Here is an 18,920-nt window from a genome sequence, read left to right as displayed (position 1 = left end):
TGAACAACAGCTTGTGGAGAGGCTTGCATGCCCGTGATCACCTGCATCGAAGACCTGCGCGTTTTGGCGAAGAAACGCGTGCCTCGCATGTTCTACGACTATGCGGACTCAGGCTCTTGGACCGAGAGCACCTACCGCGCCAACAGCGCGGACTTCCAGGCCATCAAGTTGCGCCAGCGAGTGGCGGTGAATATGACGAACCGCTCCACCGCCACGCAGATGGTCGGCGTGCCGGTGGCCATGCCGGTGGCGATTGCGCCGACCGGCTTGACCGGCATGCAACACGCCGATGGCGAGATCTTGGCGGCCCGCGCCGCTGAGAAGTTCGGCATCCCCTTCACCTTGTCGACCATGAGCATCTGCTCGATCGAGGACATTGCCGCGCACACAAAGGCGCCCTTCTGGTTCCAGCTCTATGTGATGCGCGATCGCGACTTCATCGAGCGCTTGATTGAGCGCGCCCGTGCGGCGCGCTGCGGCGCCTTGGTTTTGACCCTGGACCTGCAAATCCTGGGTCAGCGCCACAAAGACATCAAGAACGGCTTGTCTGCGCCGCCCAAGCCGACCTTGGCCAATCTGATCAACCTGATGGGCAAGCCGCGCTGGTGTTTGGGCATGTTGGGCACGCCCAGACGGCAGTTCGGCAATATCGTCGGCCATGTCAAAGGCGTGGAGAACATGGGCTCGCTGTCCGAGTGGACAGCCAAGCAGTTCGACCCGCAGCTGAACTGGGGCGATGTCGAGTGGATCAAAAAACGCTGGGGCGGCAAGCTGATTTTGAAGGGCATTCAAGACGTGGAGGACGCACGCTTGGCGGTGGACTCAGGCGCTGACGCTTTGATCGTCAGCAACCATGGCGGCCGCCAGCTCGACGGGGCCGAATCCAGCATCCATGCGCTGCCACGCATTGTTGAGGCCGTCGGCTCCCAAATCGAAGTGCATATGGACGGCGGCATTCGCTCCGGCCAAGACGTGCTCAAAGCCAGAGCGCTAGGTGCGCGGGGCTGCTATATCGGCCGCGCCTTTTTATATGGCCTGGGTGCCATGGGCGAAGCCGGCGTGAGCAAGGCGCTGGAGATCATTCACAAGGAGCTCGACCTGAGCATGGCGTTTTGCGGCCATACCCAAATCGAGACTGTGGATCGCAGCATCCTCTTGCCGGGCACCTATCCCGGCACCTATCCCGGCAGCTTCGCCGGCAGCGCCCCGCCTTGAGGCGCGCGCTCGAATTGGGCGACTTCAGATCGCCCGCGACAGCCAGTCCATGATCAGTTGCAGTCCCAAAATACCCAGCAAGCCGAGCAGCAGCACCACCGGAATCCGCACCCAAATGGGCTCAAACCAGGATTGTTCGGTTTTGTTGATATCCAGGGACATGATCTTCTCTCCGAGCTGTGAAACAAAAAAGCACGAGAAACGGACACATGCAGATTAGTACCTGCCGGCCTTTTTGTCGGCGAAATAACGCACGTTTGTCGGCCATTTGCTTTCTTGTTTTTTGTTGAGAGACAAATCCACAAGAAACCACGGCACAGGGGACTGAGGGCCTCGACTGCGGAGTGAAGACTGTCACGCGCAGTTCATCTGCGCAGTGCCCAATGGGGTCTGCATATCGCCACTCTCAGTCAAGCTGGACCTCTCGTGAACCAACAAGCAACGACAGACAAACGCAAGGACCAACGGGTCGAGTTCTTCCTGATCCCGGTCGAAAGAGAGCAAATGCCGGTGTGGGTCTTCAAGCCCGAGCAGGATCTCGAGGGACATGCCGGCGTGGTCGCCAATGTCAGCAAAGGCGGCCTGCAAATTCTGACCAATGCCGAATTTCCGCTCTCGGCCGCGCGCTACCAACTCAAGCTGCTGCTGGACGAGGGCCATGGCATCCAGCCCTTCAGCGCTCAGCTGCGCCGTGCCTGGTCCGAGTCTCTGACGGCCATGGTCGACGTCAACGGTTTTGAATATCTAGGCACCGACAGCCCAGCGGCCGAGTTCTTGAGCAGTTTCGAGAGCTTTGCCCAGCGCAAAGTTTGGGTGCGCTGCGTTTTGCTGCCGCTGTAATGGCCGCACGCTGCTGATCTAAGCACTGCTCGCCCTGTAGCGCAGTTTCGCAATTTCGCAATTTCGCCCATCAAGACCGCGTGGCTTTCGTTACAGGCCTGCGCATCATTAAAAAGGTGACCCTATGCATACGCTTGCTCGCGACGTCTATCTGGACTCACAAATGGGTCTGCCGACCGATCTGCCCAACGCCGGCAGCAGCTTGGAGAACCCTTGGGTCTTTGACCGAGCGGCGCGTGAATTCAAACATTGGGCCTCGATGGGCTTGGTCGAGATCCTCAGCGAACACCAGCGCCCAGCCATGGGCGAACTCTTGTTCGATCAGCTGAGCTTCCACCGGCTGCGCTGAACTGGCCACACCAAGCCAAAAGCCTGCCCTCAAACCGGGCCTTTGACCTCCAGCAAGGCCTGCTGGGCTGAGTCGAACAAATGCGGCGCCATGCCGCGCGCCTTCAAAGCGGCGCCGAGCAGGCTTCGATTGAAGCCCGCTTTGCCATAGCGGGTGACGTTCTCGTAATAGCGCTCACTGAGTTCACGCACCATGGCTGCATAAGCATCGGCCACCTGCGGGTCGAGATGGAAATGGTCGTAATTGACGACGCACCAGACCCGCTGACCCAGCGGCGCCAAACGTCGCTCGACCTCTCCACGAATCGCTTCCACATCATCAAGCGAGCGAACACTCATGCGTTCGAGATTAAGAAAAAGCTGGCGCGTGGCCACGTCATAGCTGATGCGATCCGCCAATGGCAGCATCAACAAGCGGGCCCTCAGGCCCATCAGGCCCTCTTCAAAGACGCTGGCGGGCATGGGCTGAGGCGGCTCAGGCATCCATGGCCGAAAGCCCATCAGGTCCAAGACATCGCGTTGCAGATCCAGGCCTGGCGCCAACTCTTTCAGAAGCAAACCTTGAGGCTGCAACTCGAGCACGCAGCGCTCGGTCACATAAAGCACTTGCTGCCCGCGCCGCAAGGCCTCACGGCCGGAGAAACTGCGCTGCTCCACCTGGGCCAAAAACTTAGGAGCCCCTTCGCTCAAAAAACTGCCGACAAAGATCAAGCGTTTGGCGTTCTGGCTGATGTTGATGAAGCCGCCCGCACCGGCCAAGCGATAGCCAAAACGGCTGACGTTGACGTTGCCCTGGGCATCGGCTTGCGCCAGCCCCAAGACCGCCAAGTCGAGGCCGCCGCCGTCATAGAAATCGAACTGATAGGGCTGATCGATCACCGCCTGAGTGTTGACTGCCGCGCCGAAATTCAAACCACCGGCCGGGATGCCGCCGATCACGCCGGCCTCGGCCGTCAGGGTGATCAAATCGATGATGTGCTCTTCGGCCGCAACGGCTGCCACGCCCTCGGGCATGCCTATGCCCAGGTTCACCACATCATGGCTGCGCAATTCCAGCGCGGCGCGGCGGGCAATGTGCTTGCGAGCACTCATGGCCAGCGGCGCCACAGCGCTCAAAGGCACACGCAACTCAGCGGCAAAGGCCGGGCTGTAGGGCTCGGCAAAGGTCTGCATATGATGCTCGGGCTTGTCGGCGACGACCACCGCGTCCACCAAGATGCAGGGGATCTTGACCTGCCGCGGGTTCAGGCTGCCGCGCTCGGCCAAGCGTTCCACCTGCGCGATCACGATGCCACCGCTATTACGTGCGGCCATGGCCATGGCCAGCGAATCCAAGGTCAGCGCCTCGCGCTCCATGGTGACGTTGCCGTCGGCATCAGCGGTCGTGCCGCGCACAAAAGCCACATCGATGGGGAAGGTCTTGTAAAAAAGAAAGTCCTCGCCATCGATGCTCATCAAGCGCACCAAAGCCTCAGTACTGCGCGCGTTCACCGCGCCACCACCCAAGCGAGGGTCGACGAAAGTATCCAAACCCACCCGGCTCAAATGACCCGGCTTGCCCGCCGCAATATCGCGGTAGAGCTGGCTGATCACGCCTTGGGGCAGGTTCCAGGCTTCGATCTCACCGGCCAAAGCCAGCTTTTGCAAGGCCGGCACCAAGCCCCAATGCCCGCCCACCACGCGCCGCAAAAGCCCCGCATGGCCCAGATGGTTGAGCCCACGAGATTTGCCGTCACCTTGTCCGGCTGCATACACCAGACTCAGATTGCGCGGCCGACCGCTTTGCAGAAACTGCGCCTCCAAAGCCACCGCCAAGCTCTCAGCGAAGCCGATACCCACAAAGCCCGAAGTAGCGAGGCAATCACCGTCATGGATCAAGGCAACAGCCTCGGCCGCGCTGACCACCTTGCCATGCTCCATGGCCTGCAAGGCGTGCAAATGGGCTTGGCGTTGGGCGATACGCGGCTCCAGCCCGAGTGGGTTCGCAGGTCCTTCTTGCATGAGCGTCATCGCACCTCTTCCCGCCATGGAACAAACCGTAGCTCAGCTTGTCGATTCGCCAGTGTCGCTCCTTTGTGAGACCTCGCCATCGAGTGTTTCCAGACGATCCAAAGCGGCCTTTGCCAGGTCCCATTGCGTTTCAGCAAAGACCTCGATACCCGCACTGCGCTGCAAGGCGGCAGCCACACCCGCACCTGGGATACGAACCGAAGCGAAAGAGCCGTCATAGATTCGCGTGCTGCCGCAGGATGGGCTGCCGTCTTTCATGACCGCAAGGCGGATGCCGCGCGCTTGCGCGAGGGCCAGGCCTTGTTGTGCTCCATGAACAAAGGCCTGGCTGACATCGTCACCTTGCAAGGTGATGACGCGACGCGCGCCCTTCAGCACGCCTTCGCCCCCGCCAAGCGCAGGCTGTGCGGCGCCTAAGCCCTCAAGTGCGGACTCGGCGGCCTCGATCTCCGCCGCCGGCCTGGGTGTTGGCAGTCCGCCACTCACCTCAGGGCAAAAGGGCAAGACCCGGCCCTCCTGCAGCCATTGAAGCAAAACCGGGTGCTGGCTGGCATTGTCCAGCCCGTCATAGCGAACCGCATGGCCGAGCAAACAGGCACTGACCAGAACATATTGCATACAGATCCATCATTTGGGCTGCTCGCCTTGAGCAGCCCGTGAGCTTGCAAAAGCAATAGAAAACACAAGGCTCAAAAAAAGCACAAAGGCTGCCAAAAGCGCTGGCGTTTTGGCTGAAGATCGCCGATAAATCAACTGACGCGAAGCTTACATCGCAACAGGTGAGAGCCGCTCCAGCGGGAGTGCATCATGTCTTTGATTCAACTGACTTCGATCAAACGCTGGCTGTTTTTGCATGGTCGCCGCCACCCGGTGGAACTGCATGCCTGGGACTTGGTGCTGACCGCTTGGGTCTTGGGTTGGGTGGCATTGCCGGCGCTCTTGCTGATTCACGCTTGGATCTTCTTGCCGCTATGCCCGGCCGGCTTCATGTTGCCGGGCTTTTATGCCCAATGGCGTCTGCGTCTGCACCACAGCGGCCGACTGCGCTGCGACTGGCTGACGGCGCTCTGATCACGCACAGGCCCCAAAACGACAAAGCCCTCGCGGAACGAGGGCTTGAAGTCACTGGGCTGGAAGCCCAAGGAAGAGGCACGGGCTTCAGTGTGCCAAACCGATCCACTCGCCGGCTTGTTGGTAGCTGTTGAACAGCTTCAAAGCCAGGTCGCGCAAAACCAAGTTGGAACTGGCATGCCCTACCGCCAAACGCTCGCAAGCATAGAGCCGGTCGTACATCATGCGGGTGGGCTGCAAGACCTGACCCTCCATCTGCATCAGCTGCTGAAAGCGCTGCAGTTCGGAGCCATCCACTGGACCCACCAGCAAAGAACCCAGATCGACGCTCGTTTGAGGGCGCAGCGAAGGGTCCAATGCGCAGCCGCCCAGCAAATAGTCGGGCCCGCCCTGTTCGCGCAGATCAAAAAAGACCGGCGCGTTCAGCTGCGGATTGGGGAGCAGATGGTAGACCTTGTTCATGACAACCTCGGCAAGGACGGGAGATGGCGCCATCTTGCCGGCCGAGGCGAAAACTTAAATCGGAAAAAGCAGGCCTTTCACCCGCTGATTCAGTTCAAGTTTTGGGAGCACCCCAAAGATCAAGTCTTGGGCAGGGTCACGCCACGCTGCCCCTGGTACTTGCCGCCGCGGTCTTTGTAGCTGGTCTCGCAGACCTCGTCACTTTCAAAGAACAGCACCTGGGCGCAGCCCTCGCCAGCGTAGATCTTGGCTGGCAGCGGCGTGGTGTTGCTGAACTCCAGCGTCACATAGCCTTCCCACTCGGGCTCAAAGGGCGTGACGTTGACGATGATGCCGCAGCGCGCATAGGTGCTCTTGCCCAAGCACACCGTCAGCACATTGCGCGGAATGCGGAAGTACTCGACCGTGCGAGCCAAGCAGAAGCTGTTGGGAGGGATGATGCAGAAGTCGCCTTCCATATCGACAAAACTCTTATCGTCGAAATTTTTCGGGTCGACGATAGAGCTGTAGACATTGGTGAAGACCTTGAACTCGGGCGCGCAGCGAATGTCGTAGCCGTAGCTGGAGGTGCCGTAGCTGACGATCTTCTCGCCGGCGGCGTTGGCACGAATTTGGCCCGGCTCAAAGGGCTCGATCATGCCGTGCTGTTCGGCCATGCGGCGGATCCACTTGTCGCTTTTGATGCTCATCTGATGTTCCCAGGTTTTGCGCCGCATTTTAGGCCCAGGCCCAGCACACTTTGCCTGCGCGCTAAGCTTGCACCTCGGGCAAGGCCGGCGTGGTGATCTCGCCTGGAATCCCCTTGCGAGCAAACAAGGTGTACATGGTCGGCACCACAAAAATGGTGAGCAAGGTACCCAAGCTCATGCCGCCCACGATGACCCAGCCAATTTGCTGGCGGCTCTCGGCACCGGCGCCCGTGGCCAAGGCCAAGGGCAAGGCGCCCAGCACCATCGCTCCGGTGGTCATCAAGATGGGACGCAGACGCAAGGCCGCAGCTTCGATCACGGCTTCCTTGACCTCGCGGCCTTGCTGGCGCAGTTGATTACTGAACTCCACAATCAAAATGCCATGCTTGGTGATCAGGCCCACCAGCGTGATCAAGCCGATCTGCGAGTAGACGTTGAGCGTGCCGCCCGACCATTGCAAGGCCGCCAGCGCACCCACCATCGACAGGGGCACCGAGAGCATGATCACAAAAGGGTCGATAAAACTCTCGAACTGCGCCGACAAGACCAAAAAGATGAACAGAAGTGCCAACACAAACACCAGGCCCAGCGCGCCGCTGCTGGACTTGTACTCGCGCGACACGCCGTTCAACTCGGTGGCATAGCCCACCGGCAGCACCTTGGCGGCGGTCTTGTCCATGAAGGCCAGGGCTTCACCCAGGGCGTAGCCCGGGGCCAAGTTGGCGGACAGCGTCACCGAGCGCCGCTGGTTGAAGTGATTCAATTCGCGCGGGCTGACCGCCTCTTCCACTTTGACCAGGCTAGACAGCGGCACCATGGTGTCGCCGCGGCCACGCACAAACAGTTTTTCAATCTGCTCCGGCGTACTGCGGCTGGCCGCCTCGGTTTGCACCAGCACATCGTATTGATCAGCACCCCGCTTGTAACGCGTGACCGCGCGACTGCCCAGCATGGTCTCCACCGTGCGCGCAATCTGGTCCACCGGCACGCCCAGATCGGCGGCGCGTTCACGATCCACCGCCATGTACAGCTCGGGCTTGTTCAGGCGCAAATCATTGTCAGGCTGGATCAAGCCGGGGTTCTTGCCCATCTCGGCCATCATGGCCTGCGTCACCTTGGCCAAATTGGCATAGCTGTCGCTGGTGACCACCACGAAGTTGACCGGCCGTGCAGTAAAGCCCTGGCCCAGACTGGCCGGCGTGGTCGGGAAAGCCTGCACGCCCGGCAGCATGCTCACTTGAGGCAGCATCTTGCGGGCGATCTCTTGAGTTGAGCGAGTGCGGTCCGACCAATCCACGGTGCGCAAGATCGCCAGGCCCGAAGACACGCCGCCACCACCCGAGAACAAAAAGGCGCGGTCAAACTCCGGGTATTGCGCCGCGATGCGGTCCACTGCATCCAGATAGCGCGCGGTGAAAGCCAAGGTGGAGCCATCCGGCGCGCTGATGGGCATCACGATGACGCCACGGTCTTCCATGGGCGCCAATTCCGACTTGGTGGTGGTGAATAGCCACCAACTCGCACCGCCCGAGGCCAGCATCACGAGCACCACCAACCAACGTGCCCGCAAGGCAAAACGCAGCGCGGCGGCATAGCGCTCGCTGATCCACACCAGCACCCGCTCCATGCCACGATCAAAGCGGCTGGGCTTGGCGTTATGGCGCAAGAGCTTGCTGCACATCATGGGCGTTAGCGTCAGCGCCACAAAGCCGGAAACGATCACAGCGCCAGCTAGCGTCAAGGCGAACTCGACAAACAATCGCCCCGTGCGCCCCGGCGTGAAAGCCAGCGGCGCGAACACCGCCGCCAAGGTCATCGTCATGGCCAAGACAGCGAAGGCAATTTCCTTGGCGCCCTTCAGCGCCGCCTGAAAGGGCTCCAGCCCCTCCTCGATATGGCGGAAGATGTTCTCCAGCACCACGATGGCATCGTCCACCACCAGGCCGATGGCCAGCACCAAGGCCAGCAAGGTCAGCGTGTTGACGGTGAAGCCGGCGGCGGCCATCAGCGCGAAGGAGCCGATCAAGCTGATCGGAATCGTCAACAGCGGAATGATGGAAGCCCGCAGGGTGCGCAGGAAGACAAACACCACCAACGCCACCAAGACCACGGCCTCGCCAATGGTGTGGTACACCGACTTAATCGAACGATCAATGAAAACCGAGTTGTCGTTGGCGGGCAAAACCTTGATGCTGTCCGGCAGGTCGGCCTGCAGCTTGGGCATCATCTCGCGCACCGCTTCCGACACCTCCAGCGGGTTGGCCGTGGCTTGACGCACCACGCCCAAAGACACCGATAACACCCCATTCAAGCGCACCCGCGAGCGCTCGCTGGATGCCGCCTCTTCGATGCGAGCCACATCCTTCAAGCGCACCGCGAAACCGCCGGTTTGCCTGATCATCACTTCGGAGAACTCGGCCACCGTGTTCAGGTCGGTGCGCGCCGTCACGCTGAATTCGCGCTGCTGGCTCTCGATGCGGCCGGCCGGCACCTCCAGGTTCTGCTTGCGCAAGGCGTCTTCGACATCCTGCACCGTCAGTTTGTAGGCCGCCAGGCGATCCGCATCCAGCCAGACGCGCATGGCATATTTGCGGTCACCGCCGGTTTGCACATCGGCCACACCGGGAATCGTCTGCAAGCGCGGCTTCACCACGCGATTGACCAAATCGGTGATCTCCAGCGGGCTCAGGGTCTCGCTGGAGAAAGCAATCCAGATGGTCGGCTGGGCGTCGGCCTCCACCTTGGCCACCACCGGCTCATCGGCCGCATCGGGCAGCCGGCCGCGCACCCGGGCGACGCGGTCGCGCACATCGGCGGCAGCGTCGTCGGGATTTTTCTCCAGTTTGAAGCGCGCGGTAATCTGGCTGGACTCGGTGCGCGAACTGGAGGTCAGCACCTCCACGCCATCGATGCCCGCGATCGAGTCTTCCAAAGGCTTGGTGATCTGGCCTTCAATCACCTCGCTGGAAGCGCCAACCAAGCGGGTGCTGACCGTCACCACCGGCTCGTCGATGCGCGGGTACTCACGCAGGGCCAAGCGACCAAAGGCCACGATGCCCACCAGCACCAAAAGCAGCGACATCACCGTCGCAAAGACCGGCCGGCGGATGGAGGTTTCAGAAATCTTCATTGCAGGCCTCTCAGCGGCTCGCCGCCGAAGCGCCCAGCACCGCTGGGTTGGCGCCCAAGCCAGCACGAGCCGCGCCCTGCTTGTCCACGTCGATGATCTTCAGCGCTTGACCCTCGCCGCGCATCAGCTTGGCCTGACCTGCGGTGACGACCCGGTCACCCGCCTTCAGGCCCGACAAAATTTCCACCTTGCCCGGCAGGCGCAGGCCCAGCTTGGCCTCGATGCGCTGCGCGGTCGGCGCACTTGCCTCTCCTGCAAGCTTGATGATGTACTGCTGCCCACCTTGGGGCACCAAGGCTTCCTCGGGCACCAACAAGGCGTTTTGGTGTGTGGCCAGCAGGACACTCACCCGAGCAAACAAGCCGGAGCGCAGCTCACCCTGAGCTGCGACATTGGCCGGAAGTCGCGCCCGCACCAGCAGCGAACGACCGTTCGCTTCGAGTTGGGTGTCCAGAGCCTCAATTTGCGCCTTGAAGCTGCGGCCCGGCAAGGCATCCATCGCCACATCGACCGCTTGGCCGATCTTCAGGCGCGGGACAAAACGCTCCGGCAGTCGAAAGTCCACCCACATCGAAGAGGCATCTTCGATGCTGACCAGATCACTGCCGTCTTTGACATAGTCGCCGACGCTGACCGAGCGAATGCCCATCACACCGTCGAAGGGCGCGCGCACTTGCATGCGACTCTGCTGCGCCCGGCTCAGGGCAACCTGGGCCTCGGCCACCTCCAGCGCGGATTGGGCTTGATCCACCGCGCTCGCACTGACAAAGCTCTGGGCCAGCAATTCCTTGTTGCGCTTCAGATTGCTGCGCGCAATGCTGGCTTGCGCTTCGGCCTGCTGCAATTGTGCGGCTTGCAAGCTGTCATCCAGCTGCACCAGCACCTGACCTTGACGCACGCGTTGACCGTCGGTGAAACCCAGCTTGACGATGCGACCGCTGACCTCGGGCTTGAGCAGCGCCGATTGACGCGCTTTCAAGGTGCCGACGGTCTGCGCGTCATCCGGCAAGGACACTGACTCCACCGTGCCCACCTCCACCGGCACTGGGCCATTCGCTTGCGGCCCTTTGCCGGACGCTGCGTTTGCACCCTTTCCAGGGGCTACCTGCCCAGCGCTGGGCTTCGCTTCCGCCGCCGTACCGGTCATCGCGTTGACGGGCCGATGCTGCCACCAATAGGCGCCGGCGCTGAGTGCCACAAGAGCGGCCAGCGCTCCGACGGTATGGAATTTTTTCTTGAATGTCATGCAGGTCTCCGAGCGGGCACTCTAGCGCCTGCCGGCTCATTTCCTTCGATTGAGGGCGATGCCCGCGGCTTGAAAAGGTCTGAATGACGTTTTCAGATCCTCAGACGACGGCCGCTGCTCGCACAGCGCACAAAACTCCTTGCCCGGCGCAAACCCGAAGCCTCCCAAGTAGACCCAAGTGCTTCAACGACCCGCCGCCGCCACGCCCTTATTGGCCAAGGCATCCGCCCGTTCATTGCCAGGGTCGCCCGCATGGCCCTTGACCCAGCGCCATTCCACCTGATGCAGCTTGCGCAGCGCGTCCAAGCGCTGCCAAAGGTCGGCGTTCTTGACCGGCTTGTTGTCCGCCGTTTTCCAGCCGCGCCGCTGCCAGCCGCTCATCCACTCGGTCATGCCTTTGCGCACATATTCGCTGTCGGTGAAGACCGTGATCTGGCAGGTTCTCTTCAAAGAAGCCAGCGCCTCGATCACCGCGGTCAGCTCCATGCGATTGTTGGTGGTGTTAGCTTCACCCCCAAACAACTCTTTCTCGTGGCCGGCGCTACTCAGCCAAGCCCCCCAGCCGCCTGGGCCTGGGTTGCCCTTGCAAGCGCCATCGGTGTAGATCACCACCACTGGCTTGGCGATCTTGGGGGTAGCACCTTCGGGGCCGGTCGTATTCGTCGCTTGATTCATGAACCTTGTTCTTTGTGTTGTTGTGTGTGATGTCGCGCATGGTGCCCTGCATGGTGATGACTCTGAACCGCCACCGCTGGGGCCGCGCCCCGCACCGGCTTGCGAGACTTTTCAAGCCCGACCAAACGCATGCCATGTACGCGCTTGACCGCCTGGATGAAATAAACCGCCCCCAGAACCGGCCACCAGCGCGCACCGATGGGCTCGATCCAGGACCAGCGCGCCAGCCAGGCCTCAGAGCGCAAGGGCGGCCGGTAACAGCCAAATTGCGCAGCCTCGACCTCGAAGCTCAACAAGCGCAACCAGTCGCGCAAGCGCCAATAAGCCATGAATTCGCCGTCCTGTGGCAGGAAAGGTTTCGGCCGACCTGGAAGATTTCGCCCCAGATTTTGCCTGAGCCCCCAACTGCTCGCCGGATTCAAGCCCAAGATGACCAAGCGCCCCTCGGGCCTCAGCACCCGTTCCGCCTCGCGCAGCAGCTGATGCGGATCGGAGGCTAACTCCAAGGCATGCGGCAGGACCACCAGATCGAGACTGGCGCTCTCAAATGGCAGCGCGTCAAACTCGCAGAACAAGGCAAGACCTGGCCCTGTCAGTGCGGTTTTGGAATAACGCTCGGTTCTGTCGAGAGCCAGCCAACGGTGGGGCATGCGATTGGCTTGCAAGCCGGCTAACTCGGGCAGGCCGAGTTGCAAGGCATGAAAGCCAAACAAGTCCACCACGACCGCATCCAGCCGAGCCTGCTCCCATTCGAGCAAATAGCGCCCGGGCGGGGTCTGCAGCCACGATGCCAACTCTATAATCGACGCTTCACCTGGCATGGGCATGGACGCATGAAATTGGGCATGAATTCGGGTCTGGACTTGGCTGCATGAAGCTCGAGGCGATCGCCGCCTTTGCGGACAACTACATCTGGATCTTGCACGATGGCCGCAATGCCTTGGTGGTCGACCCCGGTGATGCGCAGCCGGTCCTGAAATTCTTGGCCGATCATTCGCTGCAGCTGAGCGGCATTCTAGTGACGCACCACCATGCCGACCATGTCGGCGGCCTGAAAGAACTGCTGCCGGTGCTACAAGGCCCGATCTTCGCCCCAGCACTTGAAACCATGCCGGTGGACTGCACGCCCTGTCATGGCGGTGAACAGGTCGAACTGCTTGGCCTGAAGTTCGAGGTGATGGATGTGCCAGGCCATACGGCCGGCCATATCGCCTTCTTCTTGCCAGAACCAGAGGACGATAGCGCGCCCATCCTGTTTTGCGGTGACACGCTTTTTTCCGGCGGCTGCGGTCGTTTGTTTGAAGGCACGCCGGCCCAGATGCATGCCTCTTTGCAGCGTTTGGCGGCTTTGCCAGCCGCAACACGGGTGTGCTGCACCCATGAATACACCTTGTCCAATCTGCGCTTTGCTCGCGCGGTGGAGCCAGATAACGCTGAGCTGATGCGTTATCAAGCATGGTGCGAGACCCAGCGCGGCCAGAATTTATCCACTCTGCCCTCCACGCTTGAGCTGGAGTTGCAGATCAACCCATTTTTGCGCTGCGACCATGCAACCGTCGCGCGCGCTGTCGCTAGCGCCCAGGCCGCACCTGACGTGGCTCAGGCCTCAAACGCCCCTCATTCAACGTCCGCCATCGACACCGCCGAACGCGCGGTCGAGGTCTTCGCCCGCCTGCGGCAGTGGAAGAACGAATTCAGATGAAATTGACCATGCCTCCCGTGTTGCCACGCGCCCTTGGGCGTCTGAGCCTGCTGCTGATGAGTGCCCTGCTGGGCGCCTGCGCCAGTACACCGCCCACGCAAGAATTGGCGACCAGCACCGAACGCAATGCTTTGCCCCGCACTTGGATCGCGAACCCAGCGGCGCCCGAAAGCAGCACCGTCGCGGCCGCAAGCACCAACACAGAAACTGCCGGCCTGCCTTTGCTGGAAGACAGTCTGCGACCCGGCGTCAAGATCGAACTGAGCGAATCCGAAGCACAAACTGATTTGTGGATGCGCTTGCGCGCGGGTTTCGCCATGAACGATCTGGACAATGACTGGGTACGCAAAGCCGAGACTTGGTACAGCACGCGCCCCGACTATGTGCAGCGCATGACCGACCGCGGCGGCCGCTATCTTTTCCACATCATCGAAGAAGTCGAAAAGCGCGGCATGCCCACCGAACTGGCCCTGTTGCCCTTCATCGAAAGCGCCTTCAATCCGCAAGCCATGTCCACGGCCAAGGCTTCGGGCATGTGGCAGTTCGTGCCCGCCACCGGCCGCGATTTCGATCTGAAGCAAAACATCTTCCGTGATGACCGCCGCGATGTGCTGGCCTCGACCCGCGCGGCCCTCGACTATCTGGGCCGCTTGCACAAGATGTTTGGCGACTGGCATCTGGCCTTGGCCGCCTACAACTGGGGTCAGGGCAATGTGCAAAAAGCCATCACGCGCAATCAGAAGGCCGGTTTGCCGACCGATTACGAGAGCCTGAAGATGCCCGATGAAACCCGCTATTACGTGCCCAAGCTGCAGGCGGTCAAAAACATCGTGCTGGCCCCTCAAAAGTTTGCGCTGACGCTGCCACCGGCGGCCAATCACCCCTACTTTTTGAGCGTCAATCTCGACCGCGATATGGACGTGGACCTGGCCGCGAGACTGGCGGGCATGAAGGTCGACGAATTCAAGCAGTTCAATCCGCAGATGAACAAGCCGGTGATGCTGGCGGCAGGCACCAACCAGATTCTGCTGCCCTACGACAATGCTCGCGCCTTTGCTCAGGCCTTGGCCGCCCACCGCGGTCCCTTGGCCAGTTGGACCGCCTGGACCGTGCCCAAGACCATGAGCCCGCAAGCCGCGGCCAAAGAAGTCGGCATGAGCGAAAGCTCGCTGCGCGAGATCAACAAGATTCCGCCGCGGATGTTGGTCAAGCAAGGCTCCACCTTGCTGGTGCCGCGTGCCGCCCATCGCATCGAAGATGTCTCTGAACATTTGGCCGACCACGCGTCGATCAGCTTGGCGCCGGACGTCCCTCCCCTGCGCCGCCTGAGCCTGAAGGCGGGCAAGCATGACACCGTGGCGACTGTCGCGGCCCGCTACCGGGTCAGCCCAGCTCAGGTGGCCGAGTGGAACAAAGTGGCAGTCAAATCAAGCTTCAAGCCCGGCCAAACCTTGGTGGTCTACACCGCACCGAGCGCTGCCGGCAAGCGGGTCACCTTGGCCAAATCGAATAGCGCCCCTGCAGCCGCGAAGCCCAGCAAGAGCAGCCGCAAGCCGACAGGCGGCCGGGCCGTGGTGGCCTCGGCATCGCATCCGAACGTGGCGGCCCGTCAGATGATGAAGCGCTGAAGCGTCAAGCCTGCAGAGGCTTATCGGGCCGTGTCTACAGGCGGCCGCCCAATTCCCATGGGCGAGCTCATTGGCCCGCTCAGTGCGCGCTGAAGAACAAACCCACGCTGCAGGCCACGCCGACAAACCAAATGGCGGAACGCAGGCTCGCCTTGTCGGCCAAGTAGGCGGCGATATAGGCCACACGCGCCGCGATAAAACCCAGGGCCAGTCCATCGACCCAGCCTTGCGGTGCTTGCAACTGGTGCGCCACCAAGACGCCCGCAATGAAAAGCGGCAGCGCCTCAAAGCTATTGGCCTGTGCGGCATTGGCCCGTGCTTGACGGCCCGATTGCTTGGCCAACCAGGCGCGCGGATCATGGTTGTCGTAGCCACCTTCGCGGCGCGAACGGCCGAAGCCGCTCGACTTGGCCAGGCCGGCACAAACAATGGGCAGCATACAGGCCGCGATGATGCAGAAATGGGCGATGGTCATCGCTTCTCCAGTAGTGTCAATTGAAATTACGAGGCTTTAGCCGCAAGGCTGAAGCCCGCACGAACACCGAACAATCGCCCAGCCTAACGCCGATCAACCAGGGCATGGGCGATGGTGCCCAAATCCACATATTCCAATTCGCTGCCCACCGGCACACCCCGCGCCAAACGACTTGAGCGCAGGCCGCGCGAGCGCAAAGCCTCGGCCAAGACATGGGCGGTGGCCTCGCCTTCAGCGGTAAAGCTGCAAGCCAGAATCACCTCTTCCACGCCGGTTTCTGCGGCGCGCTGCAAGAGTTCGGCCGCCCCAATCTGGCCGACGCCCACCCCGTCCAGTGGACTGATACGCCCCAAAAGCACGAAGTAGTAGCCGCGGTAGGAATTGCTGCGCTCCAAGGCCGCTTGGTCCGCAGGTGACTCCACCACACAGAGCAGCTTGGGGTCGCGCGAAACGTCGGCGCAGATAGTGCAAATTTCCGTTTCGCTGAAGGTGTGGCAGCGCCGGCAATGGCCGATCTGCTCGGCAGCCGCTTGCAAGGCCGTCGACAGGCGCTGCGCGCCCTCACGGTCATGCTGCAAAAGGTGATAAGCCATGCGCTGCGCCGACTTCTGGCCCACGCCCGGCAGGCGCTTGAGCGCCTCAATCAAGGTTTCGAGTGCCGTCACCGATCAGAACTATCGCGTCAGAACGGGAACTTCATGCCGGGAGGCATGGGCATGCCGGCGGTGAGCTTGCCCATTTTTTGCGAGCTGACTTCTTCGGCGCGACGCACCGCGTCATTGAAAGCGGCGGCGACCAAGTCTTCCAGCATGTCCTTGTCGTCGGCCAAAAGGCTGGGATCGATGGTGACGCGTTTGACGTCGTTTTTGCAGGTCATCAAGACCTTGACCAAGCCTGCGCCCGACTGACCTTCTACCTCGACGGTGGCCAGCTCTTCTTGCGCCTTCTTCAAATTGTCTTGCATGGCCTGAGCTTGCTTCATCAGACCTGCCAGTTGACCCTTCATCATTGCCGTACTCCTCTCGGTTCAAATTCAAAAAACTCATTCGCCAGTGACAGCGCGACGAATCAAAACAATAAATAAATAGATGGAAGAAACGCTCAGTGCGGCTCAGTGCGAGCGGATCGAGCCCGGGACGATGCGCGCCGTCTTGAACTGCGCCAGCAAAGCTTGCGCCAGCGGGTCCTTAACGACGATTTGCTCCAAGGAGCGTTGCCGCGCCTGCGCCTGCGCCAGGTCGCGCAAAGCGGGCGAATCCTGCGCCACGCCGGCCTCCATCTCTATCTGCACCGGACGCTGCAAATGAGCCACCAGCGCCGCCTGCAATTTATCTCGCAGCGCCGGTTGCCGCAGCGACTCGCGCTCAACGCGCAGTCGCCAGACCCAGGTCTCGCCCTGCTCCTCAAAGCCCACACATTCTGAACGCACGGCCAGCTCACGGGTCAGCGCCGTCAAGCCCAGCGGTTTGACCAGCTCGGCCCAGCGCTCACCCAGAGCAGTGGGCAGCAAGGGAACATCTTCACCCGCCGTAGAGGCATAGGCCTGACGTTCAGCGGCTGAAATGCCCCGCGAAGAATCATCGAGTTCAGCCTCGCCCTCTTCAAAAGCCATGGCGCTCGAGGCAGCCATGTCATCGTCGTCCGGAGGCGGCATGTCCAGCCATGGCGGCACTTCATCACTGGCCGCTTGTCGAGGCGGCTCGACTTTCGCTGCAGGTTCAGGCTCGATCGCGCGGGGCCGCAGGCGTGCACTGAAGTCTGCGTTGGCCGCACCGCGGCCCAGAGGAGCACGAGGTGGCGTCGGACGCGACTCAGCGGGCGCTGCAGCAGGGGCTGATTCAACAACTTCGGCCTCAGCTTGCAAGACAGGATCAACGACAGCCGCTGAGGCAATCTCGCCCACGACCGGCACCATGGCATCAGCCTCTTCACCTGCGTCTGCCACAAGCACAGGCGCCGAAACCTCAAGGGTAGCGATGGCAGGCGCCGCCTGTGGACGGCTAATAGCCGCCACCACCTGAGGCGGCAGCGGCGCCGGCACGGTCGCTACAGCGGCCTGCGGGCGCAACAAAGGCGCGCTCACTGGTGCGCTCAGAGTTGCAGCTTGCGTGTTTGGCGCAGCCGGCCGAGCTGCGGCAGCAGCAGCATTCATGCCCCCGGCGGAACCTCCTGCCGACCTGGCAACCGGCTTAGCCAACTGGCTGGAGTTGCCGCCTGATCCCTTCACCCCATTCGGGCGAAAGCTCAACATGCGCAGCAGCACCATCAGCAAGCCAGCATATTCATCCGGGGCCAAGGCCAACTCTTGCCGACCATGCAAGGCCATGCTGTACATCAGCTGAATTTCATCCGCCGGCAACAGCGCGGCCAAACGTTCCGCTTCAGCGGTGTCGGGGTCTTGCTCATCCAAAGCGCCCGGCGCGGCCTGGGCGACAGCCATTTGCTGCAACAGCCCGGCCAAGTCTTCCAAGGTACCGGCGGCCGACAAGCCCAGACTGCGCAAACCATCGGCCTGCGCCACCACTGCGGCCCCATCAGCAGCGATCAAGGCATCCAAAATCGCCACCACATGGCTGCGGTCCACGCTGCCCAGCATTTGGCGTACGCCCTCTTCGACCAAGGCGCCCGCGCCAAAGGCAATCGCTTGGTCGGTCAAAGACAAGGCGTCGCGCATAGAGCCGCGCGCCGAGCGCGACAGCAATCGCAAGGCCCCAGGATCGGCAGGAACGTTCTCTGCCTCCAAGACCTGGCGCAGATGACTCAACACCGTTTGCGGAGCCATCGGGCGCAAATTGAACTGCAGGCAGCGCGACAAAACCGTCACCGGCACCTTTTGCGGGTCAGTGGTGGCCAGCACAAACTTCAAGTAGTCCGGCGGCTCCTCCAGCGTTTTCAACATCGCATTGAAGGCGGTGTTTGAGAGCATGTGGACTTCGTCGATCATGTAGACCTTGAAGCGGCCCATCACCGGCTTGTAGACCGATTGGTCCAGCAATTGCGAGATCTCCTCCACGCCGCGATTGGAAGCCGCATCGAGCTCGATGTAGTCCACGAATCGGCCCGCATCAATATCGCGGCAGGCATCGCAAACGCCGCAAGGCGTGGCCGTGATGCCGCCTTGCCCATCGGCGCCGGTGCAATTGAGGCTCTTGGCCAGGATCCGCGAAACCGTGGTCTTGCCCACACCCCGTGTGCCGGTGAACAGATAGGCATGATGCAAACGCTGCTGCGTCAGCGCATTGGCCAGCGCCTGCACCACATGCTCCTGACCCACCAACTCTTCAAAGCTGTGGGGACGATACTTGCGCGCGAGAACCTGGTAACTCATGGCGTTGGATTCTACGGGGGTCGACCCATGCCTCCTGCTGCGCTCGCGGAGAAGATGACAAAGAAAGGCTTGAAGCATCGATTGCAAAGCCTGGGCGGAAT

Annotated in this window: 19 protein-coding genes; 6 read left to right on the top strand and 13 right to left on the bottom strand. The window is 61.5% G+C overall.

All coding sequences use genetic code 11. The features are described from left to right. Positions 1–27 precede the first annotated feature (27 nt). Positions 28–1,215 carry an alpha-hydroxy acid oxidase gene (locus tag LNV06_RS19525; protein ID WP_263539963.1) on the top strand — a complete coding sequence of 396 codons (1,188 nt, stop codon included), beginning with the start codon at positions 28–30 and terminating at the stop codon, positions 1,213–1,215. A 24-nt stretch (positions 1,216–1,239) separates the two neighbouring features. Here LNV06_RS19525 and LNV06_RS19520 read toward each other — a convergent pair whose 3' ends face one another. After that, positions 1,240–1,377, bottom strand: a complete 138-nt coding sequence (locus LNV06_RS19520) for a hypothetical protein (protein WP_263539962.1) — start codon at positions 1,375–1,377, stop codon at positions 1,240–1,242. Between the two features lie 264 nt (positions 1,378–1,641). Between LNV06_RS19520 and LNV06_RS19515 the strand changes: the two genes are divergently transcribed. After that, a complete protein-coding gene (locus LNV06_RS19515; RefSeq protein ID WP_263539961.1) occupies positions 1,642–2,055 on the top strand; it encodes a PilZ domain-containing protein in 414 nt (137 codons plus the stop codon). A gap of 124 nt (positions 2,056–2,179) precedes the next feature. Continuing rightward, on the top strand, positions 2,180–2,404 hold the full coding sequence (locus LNV06_RS19510; protein ID WP_263539960.1) for a hypothetical protein: 225 nt from the start codon (positions 2,180–2,182) through the stop codon (positions 2,402–2,404). A 29-nt stretch (positions 2,405–2,433) separates the two neighbouring features. Here the strand turns inward: LNV06_RS19510 and LNV06_RS19505 are convergent, their stop codons facing one another. Together LNV06_RS19505 and LNV06_RS19500 are read right to left on the bottom strand one after the other, a co-directional pair. Next, positions 2,434–4,323: an acyl CoA:acetate/3-ketoacid CoA transferase gene (locus LNV06_RS19505; protein ID WP_263540253.1), complete on the bottom strand. Its 1,890-nt coding sequence runs from the start codon at positions 4,321–4,323 to the stop codon at positions 2,434–2,436. Positions 4,324–4,446: 123 nt separating this feature from the next. Further along, positions 4,447–5,031, bottom strand: a complete 585-nt coding sequence (locus LNV06_RS19500) for a 2-thiouracil desulfurase family protein (RefSeq protein WP_263539959.1) — start codon at positions 5,029–5,031, stop codon at positions 4,447–4,449. A 189-nt stretch (positions 5,032–5,220) separates the two neighbouring features. On the opposite strand from LNV06_RS19500, the gene LNV06_RS19495 reads away from it, so the two are divergent. Then, a complete protein-coding gene (locus LNV06_RS19495; RefSeq protein WP_263539958.1) occupies positions 5,221–5,484 on the top strand; it encodes a hypothetical protein in 264 nt (87 codons plus the stop codon). A gap of 87 nt (positions 5,485–5,571) precedes the next feature. On the opposite strand, the gene LNV06_RS19490 is transcribed toward LNV06_RS19495, so the two are convergent. The 6 genes from LNV06_RS19490 to LNV06_RS19465 all read right to left on the bottom strand — a co-directional run bounded on the left by LNV06_RS19490 (position 5,572) and on the right by LNV06_RS19465 (position 12,480). Beyond that, on the bottom strand, positions 5,572–5,946 hold the full coding sequence (locus LNV06_RS19490) for a hypothetical protein (RefSeq protein ID WP_263539957.1): 375 nt from the start codon (positions 5,944–5,946) through the stop codon (positions 5,572–5,574). 119 nt (positions 5,947–6,065) lie between these two features. Further along, on the bottom strand, positions 6,066–6,635 hold the full coding sequence (gene dcd, locus LNV06_RS19485; RefSeq protein ID WP_263539956.1) for a dCTP deaminase: 570 nt from the start codon (positions 6,633–6,635) through the stop codon (positions 6,066–6,068). Between the two features lie 61 nt (positions 6,636–6,696). Beyond that, on the bottom strand, positions 6,697–9,765 hold the full coding sequence (locus LNV06_RS19480; protein WP_263539955.1) for an efflux RND transporter permease subunit: 3,069 nt from the start codon (positions 9,763–9,765) through the stop codon (positions 6,697–6,699). Positions 9,766–9,775: 10 nt separating this feature from the next. Then, positions 9,776–11,011 carry an efflux RND transporter periplasmic adaptor subunit gene (locus LNV06_RS19475; RefSeq protein ID WP_263539954.1) on the bottom strand — a complete coding sequence of 412 codons (1,236 nt, stop codon included), beginning with the start codon at positions 11,009–11,011 and terminating at the stop codon, positions 9,776–9,778. Positions 11,012–11,194: 183 nt separating this feature from the next. After that, a complete protein-coding gene (rnhA, locus tag LNV06_RS19470; protein ID WP_263539953.1) occupies positions 11,195–11,686 on the bottom strand; it encodes a ribonuclease HI in 492 nt (163 codons plus the stop codon). Continuing rightward, complete coding sequence (locus tag LNV06_RS19465; RefSeq protein ID WP_411970137.1) at positions 11,683–12,480, bottom strand: class I SAM-dependent methyltransferase; 798 nt, start codon at positions 12,478–12,480, stop codon at positions 11,683–11,685. Before LNV06_RS19465 ends, rnhA begins: the two co-directional genes overlap by 4 nt. Positions 12,481–12,557: 77 nt before the next feature. Here LNV06_RS19465 and gloB point away from each other — a divergent pair, with 77 nt between their 5' ends. Both gloB and LNV06_RS19455 read left to right on the top strand, forming a co-directional pair. Continuing rightward, complete coding sequence (gene gloB / locus LNV06_RS19460) at positions 12,558–13,388, top strand: hydroxyacylglutathione hydrolase (RefSeq protein WP_263539952.1); 831 nt, start codon at positions 12,558–12,560, stop codon at positions 13,386–13,388. Continuing rightward, positions 13,385–15,016, top strand: a complete 1,632-nt coding sequence (locus LNV06_RS19455) for a transglycosylase SLT domain-containing protein (protein ID WP_263539951.1) — start codon at positions 13,385–13,387, stop codon at positions 15,014–15,016. The genes gloB and LNV06_RS19455 overlap by 4 nt, the downstream gene beginning before the upstream one ends. Positions 15,017–15,095: 79 nt before the next feature. Here LNV06_RS19455 and LNV06_RS19450 read toward each other — a convergent pair whose 3' ends face one another. The 4 genes from LNV06_RS19450 to dnaX all read right to left on the bottom strand — a co-directional run bounded on the left by LNV06_RS19450 (position 15,096) and on the right by dnaX (position 18,819). After that, positions 15,096–15,491 carry an MAPEG family protein gene (locus LNV06_RS19450; RefSeq protein WP_263539950.1) on the bottom strand — a complete coding sequence of 132 codons (396 nt, stop codon included), beginning with the start codon at positions 15,489–15,491 and terminating at the stop codon, positions 15,096–15,098. A gap of 83 nt (positions 15,492–15,574) precedes the next feature. Beyond that, on the bottom strand, positions 15,575–16,156 hold the full coding sequence (recR, locus tag LNV06_RS19445; RefSeq protein ID WP_263539949.1) for a recombination mediator RecR: 582 nt from the start codon (positions 16,154–16,156) through the stop codon (positions 15,575–15,577). A gap of 17 nt (positions 16,157–16,173) precedes the next feature. After that, positions 16,174–16,500: a YbaB/EbfC family nucleoid-associated protein gene (locus LNV06_RS19440; protein WP_263539948.1), complete on the bottom strand. Its 327-nt coding sequence runs from the start codon at positions 16,498–16,500 to the stop codon at positions 16,174–16,176. Positions 16,501–16,602: 102 nt separating this feature from the next. Further along, positions 16,603–18,819: a DNA polymerase III subunit gamma/tau gene (dnaX, locus tag LNV06_RS19435; protein ID WP_263539947.1), complete on the bottom strand. Its 2,217-nt coding sequence runs from the start codon at positions 18,817–18,819 to the stop codon at positions 16,603–16,605. Between the last annotated feature and the right edge of the window lie 101 nt (positions 18,820–18,920).

Source organism: Paucibacter sp. Y2R2-4, from assembly GCF_025717535.1.
Classification (GTDB): domain Bacteria; phylum Pseudomonadota; class Gammaproteobacteria; order Burkholderiales; family Burkholderiaceae_C; genus Paucibacter_A.
Note: the sequence above shows the minus strand (reverse complement) of the source record. Positions and strands in the feature narration are given on the sequence as shown.